Here is a 19,536-nt window from a genome sequence, read left to right on the forward strand (position 1 = left end):
TTTACCGGCTACGTCTTCACGTGCTGCGTCGAAGCCAGATGTCGCCGGCACCCGGTGTGACGGCGTCGATCATGGCCCACGCGTTCTCGATGGGGATGTCGACCACCTCGTAGTGCCCGACGCCCGCCGGTGTCGCTGCCACGACGGTGGCAACTCCGGCGCGACGTTGGAAGAACGTCTGCCGCACTGTCCAGCCGATGATGCCGCCGGCTTCGAGGCTGTGCCGTGTTCTGTCCAGTGAACCGTGCTGGGTGATCAGCCAGCCGGGTAGGACGGCGTGTCCGAGACCTCGGTATCGGTCGTAGGCGAGGCCGAAGGCAGCGACGACCAGCACGGCCACGGCGATCCACGCGAGGATCGGGATCGGTGCGCCGAGAGATTGCGCAATTCCCAGTCCGGCCGCGACGACGAGCAGCGGTAGAACGGCCCGGGTGTAGCGGCGTCGCCGCGCGGCAGGTCCGTGCTGCAGGAGCGGTCGGTCGGCCCCGCCGTGCAGACCGGCGTCGCCGAGCACCGTGGTCATCATGCGTAGAGCCTCGGCCTGCGGTGCCTGGGGGAGCAGCAGGGACGATTCTTTCTTTTCGGCGCTGACGCCCGTCATGATGGCGTCGAGCCTGGCCCCGCCGACCGACCTCAGCAGCAGTGGTTGCGACAGAGAGGTGCCGCGCAGTCGCTTGCGGTCGAGGGTCGATTGACGGGTGCGGAGCAGCCCGTGGCTGACGTGCAGGGTGCGACCTTGATCGGTGACGGTCAGGTTGCCGTAGGTGATCAGGTAGCGGAAGCACGCGAAGATGCTGGACACCACGAGGAGCACGACCAGTGCGAAGACGACGAACAGGGCGATGCCGAACCGTTGCGCCGATTCGACACTGTTCGATACCACCGACGTGTCCGCCAACGTCTGTCCGATGCCGTACTGGAACAGCACGCCGACGGCCGCGGCGATGGTGACGATGCCGGTGATGGAGAACGGCGCGAACCGAACCCACGAGAATTGCCAGTGTGCAATCTCGACCCCGGGATCGGCTGCGGCAACGGGCATTCCGTCGCTCGGCGTTGTTCGGCCCGACACGCGCTGCAGCAGTTCGCCGCGAAGCTCCGGCACCAATGACGTGTCGAGGGCGTTGAGCTCGAAGGCCTCGCCTTTGCCTGCCTGCTGGCCGGTCCCGATGCGGAGAATGGACAGCCCGAGCACCCGGTGCAGTACGTTCGCTTCGACGTCGACCGATCGAATCCTGTTGCGCGGGATGGACAGTACTTTCTTCTGCAGTACGCCGGTGCGCAGTTGTACGTGCACCGGCCCGATCCGGTAGCTGGTGGTGAACCAGCGCGCAATCGCGAACACGACGACGACCGCGAGGATGCCCAGACTCCAGTAGTGATTACCGCTCTGACTGCCGACGAAGAACGAGATCAGCAGTACCGGCAGGATCTTGATGCCCTCGTTCACCGGATGCACCAACAACATTCGCTTGTCCAGGCGCAACCACGGTTGCTCTTCTTCGACTGCGAGCAACTCCGCCTGATCGGTCATGTGGCATCTCCGACGGTTCGTCCTGCGATGTCGGTCAGTCGCGCGACGGTCTCGTCCGCAACGTTCTGATCGAGTGCGGTGATCTTCACCGCGCCCGCCGACGATGCCGTCGTCACAGTGACCGTCGCCAACCCGAGCAGGCGATCGAGCGGTCCGCGTTCGGTGTCGACGGTCTGCACCCGCGAGATGGGGGCGATGCGTCGTTCCTGGCTGAGCCAACCTGTGCGGGTGTACACGGCGGTGTCGCTGATCTCCCAGCGGTGCACGCGGTAACGCCACTGCGGGACGATTGCGAGGTGCAGTGCGGTCAGCACGACCGATACCACGAGGACGGTGACGTGGAGCCACGACGTCCGATTCGAGTCGACGAAAAACCAGACGATCTGAGCGATGAACACCGGTAGCCACAGCAGTCCGGCGCTCAGGGTCCAGAGCAGACGCGCGCGGGGAGACGGCTGCCACTGTGGGTCTGTCATCGTTGTCACGGCTACAAACCTAGAGGTGTCTTTTGGTATCCACCACCCCGGAGTCGACGGGTGGGTGGCAACCCGGAGGCCCTGCAGTGGCACGGGCGTACCGGGAAGGCGCATGATCGACGAGTGACTTCTCTACCTGACTCCGCGCCTGCCCCCTCTGCGATGCGACGAGTGTTGCGTCGTGCCCGCGATGGAGTGTCTCTCAACGTCGACGAAGCCACTGTGTTGCTGCACGCTCGCGGTGACGATCTGACCGATCTGATGACGTCGGCGTCCCGGGTACGTGACGCCGGACTCGAATCCGCCGGCCGTCCGAAGACCGTGTCGTATTCACGCAAGGTGTTCGTGCCCATCACGCGGTTGTGCCGCGACAAGTGCCACTACTGCACGTTCGTCACGGTGCCGGGCAAGCTCAATGCGGCCGGGCACGGGATGTTCATGGATCCCGACGAGATCATCGACGTCGCCCGCAAGGGGGCCGAGTTGGGCTGCAAGGAGGCGTTGTTCACGCTCGGCGACCGGCCCGAGGAACGCTGGCCCGAGGCCAAGGCGTGGCTGGACTCGCGTGGCTACGACTCGACCCTGGATTACGTGCGCGCCATGTCGATCCGGGTACTCGAAGAGACCGGCCTGCTTCCGCATCTCAATCCCGGAGTGATGTCGTGGCAGGAACTCTCGCGCCTCAAGCCGGTGGCCCCGTCGATGGGGATGATGCTCGAGACGACGTCGCGTCGGCTGTTCGAGGAGAAGGGGCAGGCCCATTACGGCAGTCCCGACAAGGATCCCGAGGTTCGGCTGCGCACACTGACCGACGCGGGCCGGCTCAACGTTCCCTTCACGACCGGCATTCTGGTGGGCATCGGTGAGACGTTGCGGGACCGGGCCGAGTCCATCATGGCAATTCGTAAGGTGCACAAGTCTTTCGGGCACGTGCAGGAAATCATCGTGCAGAACTTCTTGGCCAAGTCCGATACCGCGATGCGGTCGGTGCCCGACGCGGGAATGGAAGAATTCCTGGCCACCATCGCGGTGACGCGCATGGTGGTCGGTCCGTCGATGCGGATTCAGGCTCCGCCGAATCTGGTCGCGCCGGAAGAGACCGCTGCGTTGTTGGGCGCAGGCGTCGACGATTGGGGCGGGGTCTCGCCGCTGACTCCCGACCACGTCAATCCCGAGCGGCCGTGGCCGAACCTCGACACCTTGGCCGAGCTGTCGGCGGCGGCCGGCTACCGGCTGGTCGAGCGCACCGCCGCGCAGCCGCAGTACGTTCTCGCCGGTGCGCCCTGGATCGATCCGCGAATCTCGGCACACGTGCGGGCGGTGGCCGACCCGGAGACCGGGATGGCGCGCGAGGGCGTGAACCCGACGGGTCTGCCGTGGCAGGAGCCCGACGAGGAATGGGAGTCCTCGGGACGGGTGGATCTGAACACCGAGATCGACACCGAGGGCCGTAACACCGAGACGCGCTCGGATCTGGCGAATGCGTTCGGCGACTGGGAATCGATCCGCGAACAGGTGCGTGATCTCGCCGGGCTCGAGCGAGTGGACCGCGACCTGGTGTCGGCGTTGACGGCAGCGGAGAAGGACCCGGCCGGTCTGTCCGACGAGCAGTACCTGGCACTGGCGACGGCCGAGGGCCCCGGCATGGACGCCGTCGCGGCGCTGGCGGACGATCTGCGCAAGCAGGTCAACGGAGACACCGTCACCTACGTGGTGAACCGGAACATCAACTTCACCAACATCTGCTACACCGGATGCCGTTTCTGCGCGTTCGCCCAGCGCAAGGGCGACGCCGATGCGTTCACCCTGTCCACCGCCGAGGTCGCCGACCGTGCGTGGGAAGCGCACGTCGTCGGGGCCACCGAGGTGTGCATGCAGGGTGGTATCGACCCCGAACTGCCGGTGACGGGATACGCCGATCTGGTCCGTGCGGTCAAGGCGAAAGTGCCGTCGATGCACGTGCACGCGTTCTCGCCGATGGAGATCGTCAACGGGGCCTCACGCGGCGGCCAGTCGATCCGCGAGTGGCTCACCGAGCTACGGGCCGCCGGCCTGGACTCGATTCCGGGTACCGCCGCAGAAATCCTCGACGACGAGGTGCGGTGGGTGCTCACCAAGGGCAAGCTCCCCGCAGCAGAGTGGATCGAAGTGATCACCACCGCGCACGAGGTGGGGCTGCGGTCGAGCTCGACGATGATGTACGGACACGTAGACAACCCGTCGCACTGGGTCGGGCACCTGAACGTGCTCAAGAAGATCCAGGACAAGACGGGTGGGTTCACCGAATTCGTGCCGCTGCCGTTCGTGCATCAGTCCTCGCCGCTGTATCTGGCCGGGGCCTCACGACCTGGCCCGACCAACCGCGACAACCGCGCGGTGCATGCCCTGGCCAGGATCATGCTGCACGGCCGGATCGACAACATCCAGACGTCATGGGTGAAATTGGGAATCACGGGTACACAGGCGATGCTGAACGGGGGCGCGAACGATCTGGGCGGGACCCTGATGGAAGAGACGATCTCGCGTATGGCTGGTTCGCAGAACGGTTCGGAGAAGACCGTTGCGGAACTGCACGAGATCGCCGACGGCATCGGACGACCGGTTCGTCAGCGCACCACCACGTACGGCCCGGCACCGGCGGTGTCGGTCGCCGGCCTGATCTGACCTACAGGTCTTTACCCGAAACGGAGTTTGCCCGACATGGACGACCGTCGAGTCGCCGCGGTGCTGAGCAGTGCCGTCGCCATCATTCATCCCGTGCTCGACATCCTGGCCACTCGTGACCCGATCGGATTGAAAGGACGGACGTTCCGCGAGTCCTCCGCGGACGATTCGACCCTCGACAACGTCATCGACTTCCTGGCCAAGGCGTTCGACACCACAGACTTCCCGGGTACCGCCGGCTGGGACAAGCTCGACAGTGACGCTCGTTCGCAGTGGTGGGTCAACCGCATCGGAGCTCTCAACACTGTCGCCGTCGCCTTCCCCGGTGTGTTCGGCATCCTGGTCAACCGTCTGCCGATCCAGGATCTGCTCGGGTTTGCCAACCAGGCGATGGTGCTCGTCGCCGTGGCTCGCGAATCCGGAGTGACCGACCGCGAGACGCATGTGGCGCTGCTCGGGTCGGTGCTGTGCAAGCGTGACCTGACGTCCTTGGCCGACAGTGCTCCCGCGAAGAAGGAAGAATCGCCGAAATCCGGCCCGTTCGCACTGCTGCGCGGAATGTGGCAGATCGCCAACGTGCTGCGCGACGTCACAGGCGAGTTGGAGAAGCGCCCGCATCCACGCGGGTTCTACCGGGTACTCGGAGCCATCCCGCTCGTCGGTGGCGTCGCCGGATATCTCGGTGAGCGGGGCGCGCTCTCGCGCGCCGCCAAGCAGGGACGCAAGTGGCTCGCCGCCCACAAGACGGCGTCGGCCTCGTCGGTGACCCCGCCCGCGAAGCAGTTGCGGGGATAGCCGTCCGGGGCAGGTGAGGCCACCCTGGTCGGATTGCCCCAGGTTCGGACGGCGATACTAGGATGCTGAGGGCGCGTGAGCGCCCACGATCTATACAAGGAGGGGAGAGCAGCAGTGACCTACTCGATTGCAGAACCGTGCGTAGATGTACTGGACAAAGCGTGCATCGAAGAGTGCCCGGTGGATTGCATCTACGAGGGTAACCGAATGCTGTACATCCACCCCGACGAATGCGTCGACTGCGGAGCCTGCGAACCCGTGTGCCCCGTCGAGGCCATCTTCTACGAAGACGACGTGCCCGAGCAGTGGAGTGCATACGTCAGCGCCAACGTCGATTTCTTCGACGATCTCGGATCTCCGGGTGGCGCAGCGAAACTCGGCAAGACCGACTACGACCCGCCGTTCATCAAGGCTCTGCCTCCCATGGGCGAGAACTGACGCCTTGGCACGCAGAGCGGTGGCAGCGACGCTGCCCGACTTTCCGTGGGACTCGCTGACCGCTGCCAAGGAGAAGGCGTCGGCGCACCCGGACGGCATCGTGAATCTGTCCGTCGGCACGCCCGTCGACCCGGTCGCCGAAGTGATTCGGGTCGCGTTGAACTCGGTGGCCGACGAACCCGGGTACCCGACGACCGTCGGTACCGAGGCGCTTCGGGAGGCCGCGGTGGCGTCGCTCGAACGTCGCTACTCGATCACCGGTATCTCGACCGACGCGGTTCTTCCGGCCATCGGCACCAAAGAAATGATCGCCTGGTTGCCGAGTCTGCTGGGTCTGGGTGCCGATGATCTGGTCGTCATCCCCGAACTGGCATATCCCACATACGAAGTGGGTGCTCTGCTCGCCGGCGCGCGGATTCTGCGGGCAGATGGATTGAACCGTCTCGGGCCCGAGCGCGCGTCGCTGATCTTCGTCAACTCTCCGTCCAATCCGACCGGCAAGGTGCTCGGAGTCGAGCACCTGCGCAAGGTCGTCGAGTGGGCCCGTGAGCGAGACGCCATCGTCGTCTCCGACGAGTGCTACCTGGGGCTGACCTGGGAAGCCGACGCCGTCTCGGTGCTCGACCCGCGCGTGTGCGACGGCGATCACACCAATCTCCTTGCAGTGCACTCACTCTCGAAGACCTCGAATCTGGCCAGCTACCGCGCCGGTTTCGTCACCGGCGACGCTTCCCTGATCGCCGAGTTGCTCGAGGTTCGCAAGCACGCAGGGATGATGGTGCCGCTCCCCATTCAGGCGGCCATGACCGCGGCCCTGGCCGACGACGAGCACGAGAGCATTCAACGCGAGCGATACCGCGCCCGTCGAACGACGTTGAAGTCCGCCGTCGAAGCAGCCGGATTCCGCGTCGACCACTCGGAGGCCGGGCTCTACCTGTGGGCCACGCGCGACGAGCCATGCCGCGACACCGTCGACTGGCTCGCCGAACGCGGCATCCTCGCGGCACCGGGAGAGTTCTACGGACCGAACGGTGGCAAACACGTCCGCATCGCACTGACGGCGACGGACGAGCGCATCGAGGCTGCGGCGGCCCGCCTGCGCGGTTAGCGGAGCTTCCTGGTGCGCTGAGCGTCGTGGTGCGCTGAGTGTTGTGGTGCGCTGAGTGTTGTGGTGCGCTGAGTGTCCACTATTCGGCCCGGCGAACGGGATTCCGCTTCTCGATGTGAATTGTGGACACTCACCTCAGTTGGCCCCTGCTTGGATCGGGTGTTCTCATGTACCCATGACCCTCAGCCTGCTGCTCAGCTTCGCCGGTGTGTGCTTTCTGCTGGCGATTCTTCCGGGGCCGGATTCGTTTCTGGTGCTGCGCTACAGCATCGGCGGACAGCGTGCTGGAATCGGTGCGGCCATGGGTGTGGCGGTCGGCGGACTGTTCTGGGCCGTGCTGGTCGCTGTCGGGTTGGCGGCGATCGTCGAGCAATCCGCGACGGCATACCGCGTCGTCAAAGTTCTCGGTGGGTTGTATCTGCTGTATCTGGGAGTGAGGGCTTTTCGAGCCCGCCGAAAGAACAAGGTGGCAGGGGAGCCGTTGGTCCCGGTGGCGGCACCCGCATGGTCGGCGTTCGGAGCAGGCATTCTTTCGTGCGCTCTGAACCCCAAAGTAGGACTGTTCTATCTCGCGGTGGTGCCGCAGTTCCTCACCGCCGTCACGTTCACCGGAGCGATGACGCTCGGGTTGGTCGAGGTTGCGGTGGCCGCTTTGGTGATGGGGGCCTTCTCCGTCGTCGCCTCACGCGCTGTGACGCTGCTGCGCAAACCGGCCGTGACCGACTGGCTGGATCGCATCAGTGCCGGATTCCTCGTTGCCCTCGGAATCGGAACGGTCGCGTCCTCCGCTTAGCGGTGACATCGGTCAGTCGAGACCCGGCTCGCCGACGTCCCATCCGCCGCGCCTGATGCGCAGGATGTAGACCAATTCGTTGCTGCCGAAGGCCTCGACGGTGGTGAAACGCTTCGGTTCGGCGTTGACCTCGGGGTTGCGTGCGTGCGCCTCCTCGTAGAGCTGAGTCGCTCGGAGGTCGGCCAATTCCACTCGCGTCCAGAAATCGTCGGACTGAACCGAGTAGACCAGTCGCGGCGCTCCGTCACTGACGTGCGCGAGGTCGATGTCCTCGTCGTCGTCGGAGTCCTCGTCCTCGAGGTCCAGGTCGAGGTCGTCCTCGGAATCGACGTCCTGTTCGGCGTCGGTTCCGATCAGATAGACACCCGCCTGCAGGTCACCGGCGGCGACCGTCATGTACTCGGCGTAGTCGCCGGTGTCGATTCCGTCCACGTCCATGTCTGTACGGTAGCCATGTGCTGCTTCGTTCACTGAACCCACTCGCCGTTGCGCGGGGAGACGATATTCCCGACGCCGTCACCATCGACGGCATTTCGCTCTCTCGTGCCGACATCCTGGGAGCGGCGACTTCCGTAGCCGAGCGCATCGGCCGGGCAGATCGGCTCGCCATCCACGCGACGCCGTCGGTGAAGACGGTCCTCGCCGTCGTCGGTGCGTTGATTGCCGGTGTCACCGTTGTTCCCGTCCCACCGGATGCCGGCTCGGCCGAACGTGAGCACATCCTCCGCGATTCGGGTGCGCAGGCGTGGCTCGGCGAAGCGCCGCCGGACACCGCAGGTCTGACGGTTCTACCGGTGCGTCAGCACGCACGGTCGTGGCACAGCTACCCCGAGCCGCAGCCGTCGTCGATCGCGTTCGTGCTCTACACCTCCGGCACCACCGGCCCTCCCAAAGGTGTGCTGATTTCTCGCAGCGCCATCGCGGCCGGGCTCGACGCGTTGGCGCAGGCCTGGAGCTGGACGTGGAAAGACACTCTGGTGCACGGTCTTCCGCTGTTTCACGTGCACGGACTGATTCTCGGGTTGCTCGGCCCACTGCGAGTCGGCAGCCCGTTGATCCACACCGGCAAACCGACTCCCGAGCTCTATGCGGCAGCGCGGGGTTCTCTGTATTTCGGGGTGCCGACCGTATGGTCGCGCGTCGCCGCGGACGAGACGTCGGCCCGCGCCCTGGCCCACGCCCGACTACTGGTGTCCGGTAGTGCGCCGCTCCCGGTTCCGGTGTTCGAGAAGCTGCGTGAGTTCACCGGTCAGGCTCCGATCGAGCGGTACGGCATGAGCGAAACCCTCATCACCATCAGCACCCGCGCCGACGGTGAACGTCGACCAGGTTCGGTGGGACTGCCCGTCGCAGGCGTCGAAACCCGACTGCTGGGCGAGAAGGGCGACATTCTGCCCCACGACGGCGAATCCATCGGCGCATTGCAGATCCGCTGCCCCATGTTGTTCGACGGCTACCTGAACAACCCCGAGGCGACGGCGAAGACCTACACCGAGGACGGGTGGTTCGACACCGGAGATGTCGCCCTCATCGAGCCCGACGGGTTCCACCGCATCGTCGGGCGAGCCTCGACCGACCTGATCAAGTCCGGCGGCTATCGCGTCGGCGCGGGGGAGATCGAGACGGTGTTGCTGGGCCACCCGAGCGTGGACGAAGTAGCTGTCGTCGGCCTGCCCGACGACGATCTGGGTCAACGCATCGTCGCGTTCGTCGTCGGTACCGAGGTCGAGGATCGAGTGCTCATCGACCTGGTGGCCACCGAACTGTCGATCCACAAGCGGCCCCGGGAGATTCGCGTCGTCGACTCACTCCCGCGCAATGCCATGGGAAAGGTGCAGAAGAAGCTTCTCGGCTGACTCCGCGTTGTGAGCGCGAGTCGGGTGAAACGCGCTAGCTTCGAGTCATGAACCTGGACGGCGCACGCATTCTCGTATTCGGTGCCAGTGGCGGGCTCGGCGGTCCGATCGTCGAGCAACTCGCACAGGCAGGTGCGCGGCTGACCGTCAGCGGTCGCAGCCTCGAGTCCGTGGAGCATCACACGGTGAATGCCGATCTGACGCTCCCGGATTCGGGTCGCTCGGTAGTGGCAGAGGCCGTCGACCACCACGGTGGGCTGGACGGGATCGTGATCGCCGCCGGTGTCGTGGCGTTCGGCTCGGTCACCGAGGTCGACGACGACACCGTCGACGAGTTGCTGCTGCTCAACTATCTGGCACCGCTGCGCATCATGCGTGAAGCGCTGACCACTCTGGATCAGGGTGGATTCGTACTGAACATCAGTGCGGTGGTCGCAGACAAGCCGATGCCCAACATGGGTGCTTACTCGGCGAGCAAGGCCGCGGCGAGTGCTCTGGTGAAAAGTGTTCGCACAGAAGCGCGGAAGTCGAAGATTCGTATCGTCGACGTACGGCCTCCGCACACCGAGACGGGCCTTGCGACGCGGCCGATCGCCGGGCAGGCACCGAAACTACCGCAGGGTCTGACGCCGGAGGCGGTATCAGCACGGATCGTGGCCGCGATCGTCGACGACGAAACCGACGTCGGCGCAGACCAGTTCTCTTAGGCTATTGTCGGCACCGTGACCGAGACACATGTGACCGACGCGGGCAGAAGGCTCGTGCGTCGTCGCACCATCGATCTGTGCCTGGTCTGCACTTCTTCCTGTTCGTAACTGTCGATCGAACCCAGCCCCGACGAGCTCTACGCGCTCCTCGGGTCGTTCCGGCAACCTTTTTCGACGAACAGGATCACGCATGACCACATCTGTCTCCCATCTCGGCGGCGTCATCGCTGCCACCGACGACGCAGTACGCGCGGACGCGAAGAACGCCCACGCTGTATTCCGTGCCTCCGCCACCGCGCACGATGCCGTCGCCAGCACCGTCACACTCGGCAAGTACAGCGTCGAGGTCGACGAGCCGCCGGCGCTGGGCGGTGAGAACACGGCCGCCAATCCCGTCGAGTACTACCTCGCGTCACTGCTGTCCTGCCAGGTGGTCACCTACCGCGTCTGGGCCGAGAAGCTCGGTATCGTCGTCGACGACATCAAGGCGAAGGCCGAGGGCGACCTCGACGTACGTGGCTTCTTCGGGTTCGACGACGACGTCCGGCCGGGATTCGGTGAGGTACGCGTCGTCGTGACGGTCACCGGACCCGAGACCCGTGAGCGGTACGAGGAGTTGCAGCAGGCCGTCGACGATCACTGCCCGGTACTCGATCTCACGCGTAACCCGACGCCGATCCATACCGTCCTCGAAACGGCCTGACGTCATGAGCGAGCGAACATTCGGCCTGCGTACCAGAGCAATTCACGCCGGCGCGCGGCCCGACTCGGCAACCGGTTCGCGTGCGGTGCCGATCTATCAAACGGCGAGCTACGTGTTCGAGGATTCTGCTGACGCAGGGGATCTGTTCGCTCTGCAGAAGTACGGCAACGTCTACAGCCGCATCGGTAACCCGACGGTCGCCGCCTTCGAGGAACGCATCGCGAGCCTCGAAGGCGGCATCGGAGCAGTCGCATTCGCCAGCGGACTCGCGGCCGAGTTCGCGGTGTTCGCCGCGCTGGCCGGCACCGGTGATCACATCGTCGCGGCAGCAGGACTGTACGGCGGAACGGTGACGCAACTCGACGTGACACTGCGGCGCTTCGGCGTCGAGACCACCTTCGTTCCCGGCACGGACCCGGCGGACTATGCAGCGGCGGTGACGGATTCGACCAAGTTGATCTATGCCGAGGTCATCGGAAACCCCTCCGGTGAGATCGCCGATCTCGAGGGTCTCGCCGAGGTCGCGCACGATCATGGAATTCCGCTGGTGGTCGACGCGACTATGGCGACACCGTGGTTGAGCCGGCCGATCGAGTTCGGAGCCGACATCGTCATTCACTCGGCAACTAAGTTTCTCGGCGGTCACGGGTCCACGCTCGGCGGCGTCGTGGTGGAGTCCGGTCGATTCGATTGGGGCCGAGGCAAGTTCCCGCAGATGACCGAGCCGGTGGCCTCGTACGGTGGATTGTCGTGGTGGGGAAACTTCGGTGAGTACGGATTTCTCACCAAACTGCGGAGCGAGCAACTGCGCGACATCGGTGCAGCACTGGCTCCGCAATCTGCCTTCACCCTGATCCAGGGCGTCGAGACGTTGCCGCAGCGCATGGACGCGCACGTCGCCAATGCGCGCGTCGTCGCCGAGTGGCTCGAGGCGGACCCACGCATCGAGTACGTGAGATGGGCTGGGTTGCAGAGTCATTCGCACCACGATCGGGCCGCGAAATATCTGCCCTTGGGTCCGGGCGCGGTGTTCGCATTCGGCATCGAAGGTGGTCGAGACGCCGGACGTACGTTCGTCGAGAGCGTCCAGGTGGCCAGCCACGTCGCGAACATCGGTGACGTACGCACCCTGGTCATTCATCCGGCCAGCACCACTCACAGGCAGCTCAGCGACGATCAACTGGCCGGCGCGGGGGTGGGACCCGAACTCATTCGGATCAGTGTCGGCCTCGAAGACGATGGGGACCTGCTGTGGGATCTCGATCAGGCCTTGACGCTGGCAACCGGGAAGGCGCGGTCATGAGCGAACGAACCTGGCAGGGACCCTCCGCTCAGGACCGCCAGCGGATCCTGCGTGAGACGAAGACCGTCGCGATCGTCGGTGCGTCCAAGAACCCGTCGCGAGCAAGCTATTTCGTCAATCGGTATCTGTCCTCGACGAGCAACTACGAAATATTTCTCGTCAATCCGACGGTCTCGGACATCGAAGGAACGACTGTCTATCCGACTCTCGCGGATCTACCGAAGAGTCCGGATCTGGTCGACGTGTTTCGCAAGTACGACGACCTCCCCGACGTGCTCGCCGAAACCATTGCAGCGCAGGCGAAGACGATTTGGTTGCAGTTGGGGCTGTGGCACGAGCAGGTGGCCCGCGACGCCGAAGCAGCCGGATTGAACGTCGTCATGGACCGGTGCCTCAAGATCGAACACGCCCGCTTCCACGGCGGACTGCATCTGGCCGGATTCGATACGGGAGTGATCGATTCGCGTCGAACACGGGGGTAGGGCTCATGCCTTCAGTAGGTGGCCGCTGATCTTTGTGGCCAACGACCGTGGGGCCAAACGCACACTGCCGGCGCTGATCTTGTTGGACAGACCGGACACGACACTGGCGGGGGTGCGGCGAGAATCCAAGGCACGCATAGCTGTCGAGACCACCTGCTCGGAGGTCTGGAAGTTGCCCACTGCGGCATCCTCGGATCCGACGACGTCGAAGAACTCGGTGCGCGTCGGGCCGGGGGAGAGGGCAAGGATTTTCAGCGGTGACGTGCGGTACTCGTAGGCGAGCGCCTCGGTGAAGTTCAGTACGAAGGCCTTCGTCGCCCCGTAGACCGCCATGTTCGGAGTGGGCTGGTACGCAGCGGTACTCGCGATGTTGATCAGCGCGCCGGTCAAATTCGGCAGAAATGCATGTGTCAGATCCACCAGGGCGCTCACGTTCAATGCGATCTCCGACGCCATCCGTGCCGGATCCTCGTCGCGAAAGCGACCGTGGGTCCCGAATCCTGCATTGTTGACCAGCGTCGTGGGTGTTATCCCTTTGTCGGCCAGCGCCTTTCGTAGTGACTTGCCGATTCCCGGCACTCCGAGGTCCATGGCGACGGCGGTCGCGGTGACGCCGTGGTCTGCTTCGATGCGACGTGCAAGAGCCTCGAGTCGGTCCGCCCGTCGTGCCACGAGGACGACGTTCTCGCCGCGTGCAGCAAAGCGATGTGCGAATTCCTCGCCGAGGCCGGAGCTCGCCCCGGTGATGAGTGCTGTGGATGTCATGCGAGCAAATGTAGGCACCGTCATCATTGTTGTCAACGCCAACATCGCCTAGGGTGAGACCATGGCAACGGAGCGCTACCACCACGGTGATCTGCGCGCGGTGCTCCTGGAGGAGGCCGAGCAGAGCATCGCCCGCGCCGGCGTGGATGCGCTGTCGCTGCGGCAATTGGCCAGAGACGTCGGAGTCAGTCACGCGGCCCCCGCTCGCCACTTCCGCGACAAGCAGGCATTGTTGGACGCGTTGGCGCTGCACGGCTTCCAGGAAATGAATCGGCGAATGGTCGACGCGGCCACCGGGCCGGGAGAGCTGTTGGCCAAATTTCGTGGTGTAGCTCGCGCCTACCTGGGCTTCGCCGTCGAACATCCACAGCTACTGGACGTCATGTACAGCACCAAGCATCACCCCGAGGCCAGCGAACAACTGAAAGACGTTGCGCACGAAAGCATGGCGGCGACGGAATCCCTGCTGAACGCTGCGATGGACGCGGGAGTGATCACCGAAGCATCGCCTGCCGTCCTCGCCCGGGTTGCGTTCGCGAGCGTCCACGGACTCGCCGTGCTCGCCGTCGGCGACCTCCTCGACGGCATACCTGCCGATGACCTGCTCGACGCCACGGTCGACACCCTGCTTCGCGGATTCACCTGACCGGGTCGTTCCGCAGGTTCCACTCCTGTGTCGCTAGGTTGTCGGTATGACCGAATACGACCTGCAACGCTTCGTCGATGCCCAGGACCCCGTCTGGAACGCGGTGACCAAGGAGTTGAAGGCAGGTCGAAAGCAGACTCACTGGATGTGGTTCGTGTTTCCGCAGTTGGCCGGGCTCGGTCGTAGTGCCACCGCTCAACATTTCGGCATCGCGGACCTGACCGAGGCCGAGCTGTACCTGTCCCACGAGATTCTCGGGCCACGTTTGAAGAAAGCCGCACAGCTCACTCTTGCGGTCGAGGGCAGCACGGTCGACGAGATCTTCGGTTACCCGGACAATCTGAAGCTGCAGTCCTCCATGTCGCTTTTCGCCGAAGCTACCAAGGGGCAGTCCGTTTTCGTCGAAGTGTTGCAGAAGTATTTCTCCGGTGAATTCGATGGCGCAACACTCGACTTGCTCGACGAGCGATACCGCTAGCATCGCATCCATGACCACTCCACTCGCCGGATCCATTGCCTTCGTCCATGCCACCTGGCACCTGGACATCGTCGATCGTGCGCGGGTGGGCTTCTCCGCCGAACTCGAGCAGTTGGGCCATGGCGACACCACGGTCGACGTCTTCGAGGTGCCCGGAGCGTTCGAGATCCCGCTGCATGCGCAGCGGCTCGCCAGAACCGGAAAGTATGCGGCGATCGTCGCTGCAGCGCTCGTCGTGGACGGCGGAATCTACCGACACGACTTCGTCGAAACGGCGGTGATCGACGGTCTGATGCGGGTGCAGCTCGACACCGACGTCCCCGTGTTCTCGGTGGTTCTGACTCCTCATCACTTCCACGAACACGCCGATCACAACGCCTTCTTCACCGCGCACCTCGAAACCAAGGGTGCCGAGGCCGCGCGCGCCGTGGTCAAGACACTGGCTTCGCTCAAGACCATCGGCTGACGCTGCCGCAGGCAGACCGGTGGTCGACGTGCGATCCGTGCTCGCGGAGCTCGAACGGCGTGAACCCATATTTCACCGCCGTGAGTACGGCATCACGCGTGAAGATTTCGATCGTCTGACCGTTGTCGATTTCTGGGAGGTCGGTGCGTCCGGTACCCGATACGACCGTGACGAGGTGTGGGCCGTTCTCGAGAAGCGCTATCGACAGGACCCGTCAGGAGACCACGACGTCGACTGGGAAACCAGCGATTTCGAGGTCCGTGAGGTTGCCCCGGACACGTACTTGTTGACGTACACCTTGCTGCAGGTCGACAGACTTACGCGGCGAGCGACGCTCTGGCAGCGACGCGCGGGGGAGTGGACAATCCTGTATCACCAGGGGACCGTCGTGCAGTAGGTCATTCCTCATAGCAGGTACCACCGACAGGTTTCGATTCCCGAATCCTTATGCAGGGCAATAGTTTTCGATTGCACCATCATTGCGCGTCGAACGCCTGTTCGATACACTTGCTTCCATGACCACGGAGATCTGGCAACTGAGCGAAAGCGAACTCCTCGCCGACGCCGCCGCGGTCTCCCACCGAATCCAACTGCTCGAAGCCCGGCGGATTGCCCTCGTCGCCGACATCGACACCCGCGTGAGCCGTGAGAAACTCGGGTTCCCCGGACCCGCAGGCTGGCTCACCTCCACCACCCTGCTCTCACCGTCCAAAGCAAACAAGATCGTCGCCCTCGCCCGCGGCATGAAGAACTTCCCCGACATCGCCGACGCCGTCAACACCGCCGTCATGACCATCGACCACGCCGCCCTGATCCTCACCTTCGCCGAAACACCCCCGAAGAACCTCCCGCAAGAGGGCCGCGATCTCGCCCGTACTGCCATGATCGCCGCCGCCACCGGGCCCGAAGCCCGCACCGACCGCATCCGAGCAGCGATCACCAAACTCGAAGACACCTTCGGCGGCAACAAGCCACCCGCCGAGGACACCGACCGCAACGAACTCTTCGCCTCGAAGACCTTGAACGGGCGGCTGGTGTTGAAAGGCGATTTCGATGCGATCACCGGCGAGAAACTGCTCACCGCACTCTCCCCGCTGACCGAACCCCGACCCGCCGCCGACGGCACCGAGACACTAAAAGTCGGAGACGACCGCAGCCCCGCCAAGAGACGAGCCGACGCCTTCGGGCACATCCTCGACCGCTACCTCGCCTCCAATAACCGCCCCACCGAAGGCGGCGAAAAACCCCACGTCAACCTGCACATCCGACTACAGGACCTCCAAAGCCAGAACAACAGCGACATCACCGACGACGAAACCACCCGCGCCGCAGCAGAGTCCGAGGCGGATCCAGTCGATCCGGTCGACATCGACACCGGAAACCCGATCCACCCCGACACGGCCGACGAACCCGATCCCCAGGGCGAACCAGATCGCCCGGCCGCGGATCGCGGCGCGTATCGGGACCTGTTCGGTGATGGCTCTTCGGTCGGGTGGGTGCCGTGGATGGGACCGCTCTCGCGCAACACTTCCCGCCAACTGGCCTGCGATTGCCTTCTCACCGCGATCGTCATGGACGAGAACGGCAACCCACTCAACCTCGCCCGCACCGCCCGCACCGTCACCGCCAAACAGAAACGCGCACTGACCGCCCGCGATCACGGTTGCGCGTTCCCGGGCTGTGGCAAACCCGCCGCCTGGACCGAAGGTCACCACATCTGGCACTGGGCCGATGGTGGCCCCACCGATATGGACAACCTCGTCCTGCTCTGCGGATTCCACCACCGACTCGTCCACCACTCCGGCTGGGAAGTGTTCATCGGAACCGATCAACACCCCTGGTTCATCCCACCGGCCACCGTCGACCCCTACCGGCAACTCCGACAATCCCACGCCCGAGCAGGCCCCCACATCGCATAGGCCCGTCGAACGCACACCAGCCCCACGCAAACACTCCAGCCCCGCACCGAGAACACGGTGCGGGGCTGGAAGAGATTGTTCGTCAATCTGATTGGAGTCGATCAGGCTTTCAGTCGTTGGCGTGCAACGCTGCGTTCAGCTCGACGCCGGTGCCCTTCCACGGCACAACCTCGACCGCACCCGAGAGCGAGTTACGACGGAACAAGAGGTTGGACTTGCCGCTCAGCGTCGCCGCCTTCACCACAGTTCCATCCGGTCCACTGACCTTCGTTCCGGCGGTGATGTACAACCCAGCCTCGACGACGCAATCGTCACCGAGTGAAATGCCGAGTCCGGAGTTGGCGCCGAGCAGGCAGCTCTTGCCGACGGAGATGACGTTCTTGCCGCCACCGGACAGCGTGCCCATGATCGACGCACCGCCGCCCACGTCGGAACCGTCACCGACCACGACCCCCGCGGAGATACGTCCCTCGACCATCGAGTTACCGAGCGTGCCTGCATTGAAGTTGACGAAGCCCTCGTGCATGACCGTCGTGCCACTCGCGAGGTGCGCGCCGAGACGGACGCGGTCGGCGTCGGCAATCCGGACGCCGGTGGGAACGACGTAATCGACCAGGCGCGGGAACTTGTCCACGCCGTAGACGGTCACCTGGCCGCGGGCACGAAGCTTCGCACGCACAGTCTCGAAGCCCTCGACGGCGGCCGGTCCGAAGTTGGTCCAGACCACATTGGCGAGCAGTCCGAACAGTCCGTCGAGATTCTGACCGTGCGGCTCGACCAGGCGATGCGACAACAGATGCAGTCGTAGGTACGCGTCGTGGGCATCGGTCGGAGCATCGTCCAGAGATGCAATGGTCGTGCGCACTGCGACGACCTCGACGCCGCGCGCCTCGTCCGGACCGACCAGCGCGGCCAGCTCCTCGGGAATGTCGGCTCCCTCGAGCCGGGTCGTGCCGGTCTCGAGATCGGACCCGAGCTCCGGGCTGGGAAACCAGGTGTCGAGAACTACGCCCGACGTCGTGATGTTGGCAATACCTACTGCTGTTGCTCCCTGTGCACTCACGGCTCGAAGAATACGCGGTGGTGCGTCGTGCGTGGTTCGGTGACTGGGCGCCGCAGGTTCCCAGGTGATTTCCGGGCACACCGACCGGCGGTAGTCGCCGGTTCGGTCACGACGGCGGTTCGTTATCCGTTCGACTGACGAGCGTGACCACATCGGGATTCGCGGAGACCGGCCCGGGGCCGGTGGGCTGACAGAGTGACGACAATGACCACCCGCAGGATTTCGCTCGGAAGAGGAGCAGTGTCGATGATGGCCGACGGGATGTCGTTCACCGGGTTGGTGGCAACCTTCGCTTCGACCATCATTCTCGGAGTCGCTTTCGGCTTGGTTGTCGCCGAGGCGTGGTAGAAATGCCCATCGGCTGACAGGGGGTCGCCGTAGGCGGGGGATTCCATGAGTTCGAGCAGGTCAGTAGCTATGCGTTCGATAATCTCGGTGGTCGCTGCATCACTTCTGACGGTGACCGGCGTGGTTGCCGGTTCCGGTACCGCGGTCGCTGATCCCAGCTGCGCCGGAGCCGGCGGTCCCTCCGCCGTGGTCTCGCGAATTCCGGGTGCCGCACTCGAAGGGCTGGCCGTCGACGCGTCGGGACGCGCCTATGTCACCGACATCGTCTCGGGCCGGGTGTACCGCATCGACGCACCGGGGCAGCCCGCGTATCCCATCGCGAAGGTTCCCAGCGGTGGTGGCGGGGCTCTGGCGTGGATGCCCGACGGGACGCTCCTGGTCGGCTACGGCGCGGATCCGCGTGTATTCGTCGGAGACGTCGTCAAGGCCGCCGGCATCGTTCGACTCGACATCGACACCCTTGCCGTCACCCCCTTTGCGAAGGGACTCAGTGCAGCCAACGGACTCGCGGTCGCGGCCGACGGAACCGTATACGCCACCAACGACTTCGGTTCGCTCATCGGCCGCATCAGCCCCGACGGTTCTGTCGACCCGAGCTGGGCGCGGTTCCCCAGTGCCAACGGTGCTGTGCTCGACGCCGCCGGTCGGTACCTCTACGTCTCGAGAACCTTCGTGAATCCGGGCGTGAGCCGTATCCCGACGGCGAACCCGGCCGCGCCCGAGAGCGTGCTCGACCTGTCCGGATTCGGCTCCTTCGCAGCACCGGACGGTCTTACTCTCGACGCCGCCGGCCGTCCGGTGGTGCCGCTCAATGCAGGCGGTTCCGTCGTCCGCATCGATGCTCCTGGGGTCACCTGCGTGATCGGTACCGGCACTCGGTTGACCAGTGTCGTCTCCTACGGTCGTTCCGAGCAGGGCTTTTCGAGCGGAAGATTGTTCGGCGCAGGCTTCGACGGCGTGGTCCGCGAGATTCCGGGGCCCAAAGCCTAGGG

General features: G+C 64.7%; 22 protein-coding genes. 17 read left to right on the plus strand and 5 right to left on the minus strand.

The window, feature by feature from the left end; all coding sequences use genetic code 11:
* Window positions 1–16: 16 nt before the first annotated feature.
* Entirely contained in the window at window positions 17–1,534 is a 1,518-nt protein-coding gene (locus QM588_RS15750) for a PH domain-containing protein (protein ID WP_283314614.1), read from the minus strand.
* On the minus strand, window positions 1,531–2,010 hold the full coding sequence (locus tag QM588_RS15755; RefSeq protein ID WP_283314841.1) for a PH domain-containing protein: 480 nt from the start codon (window positions 2,008–2,010) through the stop codon (window positions 1,531–1,533). Before QM588_RS15755 ends, QM588_RS15750 begins: the two co-directional genes overlap by 4 nt.
* A 123-nt stretch (window positions 2,011–2,133) precedes the next feature.
* Here QM588_RS15755 and QM588_RS15760 point away from each other — a divergent pair, with 123 nt between their 5' ends.
* From QM588_RS15760 to QM588_RS15780, 5 genes are all read left to right on the plus strand, one after another.
* On the plus strand, window positions 2,134–4,674 hold the full coding sequence (locus tag QM588_RS15760) for a bifunctional FO biosynthesis protein CofGH (protein ID WP_283314616.1): 2,541 nt from the start codon (window positions 2,134–2,136) through the stop codon (window positions 4,672–4,674).
* Window positions 4,675–4,710: 36 nt separating this feature from the next.
* The gene (locus QM588_RS15765) at window positions 4,711–5,469 is read left to right on the plus strand and encodes a hypothetical protein (protein ID WP_283314617.1); all 759 of its coding nucleotides are present in this window, start codon (window positions 4,711–4,713) and stop codon (window positions 5,467–5,469) included.
* Window positions 5,470–5,583: 114 nt separating this feature from the next.
* Window positions 5,584–5,907 carry a ferredoxin gene (gene fdxA / locus QM588_RS15770; RefSeq protein ID WP_027498080.1) on the plus strand — a complete coding sequence of 108 codons (324 nt, stop codon included), beginning with the start codon at window positions 5,584–5,586 and terminating at the stop codon, window positions 5,905–5,907.
* Between the two features lie 4 nt (window positions 5,908–5,911).
* Complete coding sequence (gene dapC / locus QM588_RS15775) at window positions 5,912–7,015, plus strand: succinyldiaminopimelate transaminase (RefSeq protein ID WP_283314620.1); 1,104 nt, start codon at window positions 5,912–5,914, stop codon at window positions 7,013–7,015.
* 175 nt (window positions 7,016–7,190) lie between these two features.
* Entirely contained in the window at window positions 7,191–7,808 is a 618-nt protein-coding gene (locus QM588_RS15780; protein ID WP_283314621.1) for a LysE family translocator, read from the plus strand.
* A gap of 12 nt (window positions 7,809–7,820) precedes the next feature.
* Here the strand turns inward: QM588_RS15780 and QM588_RS15785 are convergent, their stop codons facing one another.
* Window positions 7,821–8,246 carry a hypothetical protein gene (locus QM588_RS15785; protein ID WP_283314623.1) on the minus strand — a complete coding sequence of 142 codons (426 nt, stop codon included), beginning with the start codon at window positions 8,244–8,246 and terminating at the stop codon, window positions 7,821–7,823.
* A 17-nt stretch (window positions 8,247–8,263) separates the two neighbouring features.
* Here QM588_RS15785 and QM588_RS15790 point away from each other — a divergent pair, with 17 nt between their 5' ends.
* The 5 genes from QM588_RS15790 to QM588_RS15810 all read left to right on the plus strand — a co-directional run bounded on the left by QM588_RS15790 (window position 8,264) and on the right by QM588_RS15810 (window position 12,859).
* Window positions 8,264–9,664 (plus strand): acyl-CoA synthetase, encoded by a 1,401-nt coding sequence (locus tag QM588_RS15790; protein WP_027498076.1) that lies wholly within the window; start codon window positions 8,264–8,266, stop codon window positions 9,662–9,664.
* A gap of 47 nt (window positions 9,665–9,711) precedes the next feature.
* Window positions 9,712–10,371 (plus strand): SDR family NAD(P)-dependent oxidoreductase, encoded by a 660-nt coding sequence (locus QM588_RS15795; protein WP_283314625.1) that lies wholly within the window; start codon window positions 9,712–9,714, stop codon window positions 10,369–10,371.
* A gap of 190 nt (window positions 10,372–10,561) precedes the next feature.
* On the plus strand, window positions 10,562–11,074 hold the full coding sequence (locus QM588_RS15800) for an OsmC family protein (protein WP_283314627.1): 513 nt from the start codon (window positions 10,562–10,564) through the stop codon (window positions 11,072–11,074).
* Window positions 11,075–11,078: 4 nt separating this feature from the next.
* Window positions 11,079–12,377, plus strand: coding sequence for an O-acetylhomoserine aminocarboxypropyltransferase/cysteine synthase family protein (locus QM588_RS15805; RefSeq protein ID WP_283314629.1), 1,299 nt, complete (start codon window positions 11,079–11,081; stop codon window positions 12,375–12,377).
* Window positions 12,374–12,859: a CoA-binding protein gene (locus tag QM588_RS15810; RefSeq protein WP_283314630.1), complete on the plus strand. Its 486-nt coding sequence runs from the start codon at window positions 12,374–12,376 to the stop codon at window positions 12,857–12,859. The genes QM588_RS15805 and QM588_RS15810 overlap by 4 nt, the downstream gene beginning before the upstream one ends.
* A gap of 3 nt (window positions 12,860–12,862) precedes the next feature.
* Here QM588_RS15810 and QM588_RS15815 read toward each other — a convergent pair whose 3' ends face one another.
* Complete coding sequence (locus tag QM588_RS15815) at window positions 12,863–13,624, minus strand: SDR family NAD(P)-dependent oxidoreductase (RefSeq protein WP_283314632.1); 762 nt, start codon at window positions 13,622–13,624, stop codon at window positions 12,863–12,865.
* A 61-nt stretch (window positions 13,625–13,685) separates the two neighbouring features.
* On the opposite strand from QM588_RS15815, the gene QM588_RS15820 reads away from it, so the two are divergent.
* The 5 genes from QM588_RS15820 (at window position 13,686) to QM588_RS15840 (ending at window position 17,133) form a co-directional block, all read left to right on the plus strand.
* Window positions 13,686–14,270, plus strand: coding sequence for a TetR/AcrR family transcriptional regulator (locus tag QM588_RS15820; RefSeq protein WP_283314633.1), 585 nt, complete (start codon window positions 13,686–13,688; stop codon window positions 14,268–14,270).
* A gap of 46 nt (window positions 14,271–14,316) precedes the next feature.
* Window positions 14,317–14,748 carry a DUF1810 domain-containing protein gene (locus tag QM588_RS15825; RefSeq protein WP_283314635.1) on the plus strand — a complete coding sequence of 144 codons (432 nt, stop codon included), beginning with the start codon at window positions 14,317–14,319 and terminating at the stop codon, window positions 14,746–14,748.
* Window positions 14,749–14,758: 10 nt separating this feature from the next.
* Window positions 14,759–15,214, plus strand: a complete 456-nt coding sequence (locus tag QM588_RS15830) for a 6,7-dimethyl-8-ribityllumazine synthase (RefSeq protein WP_283314636.1) — start codon at window positions 14,759–14,761, stop codon at window positions 15,212–15,214.
* Between the two features lie 28 nt (window positions 15,215–15,242).
* A complete protein-coding gene (locus QM588_RS15835) occupies window positions 15,243–15,611 on the plus strand; it encodes a nuclear transport factor 2 family protein (RefSeq protein WP_283314637.1) in 369 nt (122 codons plus the stop codon).
* A 118-nt stretch (window positions 15,612–15,729) separates the two neighbouring features.
* On the plus strand, window positions 15,730–17,133 hold the full coding sequence (locus tag QM588_RS15840; protein ID WP_283314639.1) for an HNH endonuclease signature motif containing protein: 1,404 nt from the start codon (window positions 15,730–15,732) through the stop codon (window positions 17,131–17,133).
* A 109-nt stretch (window positions 17,134–17,242) separates the two neighbouring features.
* On the opposite strand, the gene dapD is transcribed toward QM588_RS15840, so the two are convergent.
* A complete protein-coding gene (gene dapD / locus QM588_RS15845) occupies window positions 17,243–18,196 on the minus strand; it encodes a 2,3,4,5-tetrahydropyridine-2,6-dicarboxylate N-succinyltransferase (RefSeq protein ID WP_283314641.1) in 954 nt (317 codons plus the stop codon).
* Between the two features lie 204 nt (window positions 18,197–18,400).
* Between dapD and QM588_RS15850 the strand changes: the two genes are divergently transcribed.
* Window positions 18,401–18,544, plus strand: coding sequence for a hypothetical protein (locus tag QM588_RS15850; RefSeq protein WP_155288421.1), 144 nt, complete (start codon window positions 18,401–18,403; stop codon window positions 18,542–18,544).
* A gap of 69 nt (window positions 18,545–18,613) precedes the next feature.
* The gene (locus tag QM588_RS15855) at window positions 18,614–19,534 is read left to right on the plus strand and encodes an SMP-30/gluconolactonase/LRE family protein (RefSeq protein WP_283314644.1); all 921 of its coding nucleotides are present in this window, start codon (window positions 18,614–18,616) and stop codon (window positions 19,532–19,534) included.
* Window positions 19,535–19,536 lie beyond the last annotated feature (2 nt).

The sequence above is a fragment of the Rhodococcus sp. IEGM 1354 genome (genome assembly GCF_030056855.1).
Taxonomy (GTDB): Bacteria; Actinomycetota; Actinomycetes; order Mycobacteriales; family Mycobacteriaceae; genus Rhodococcoides.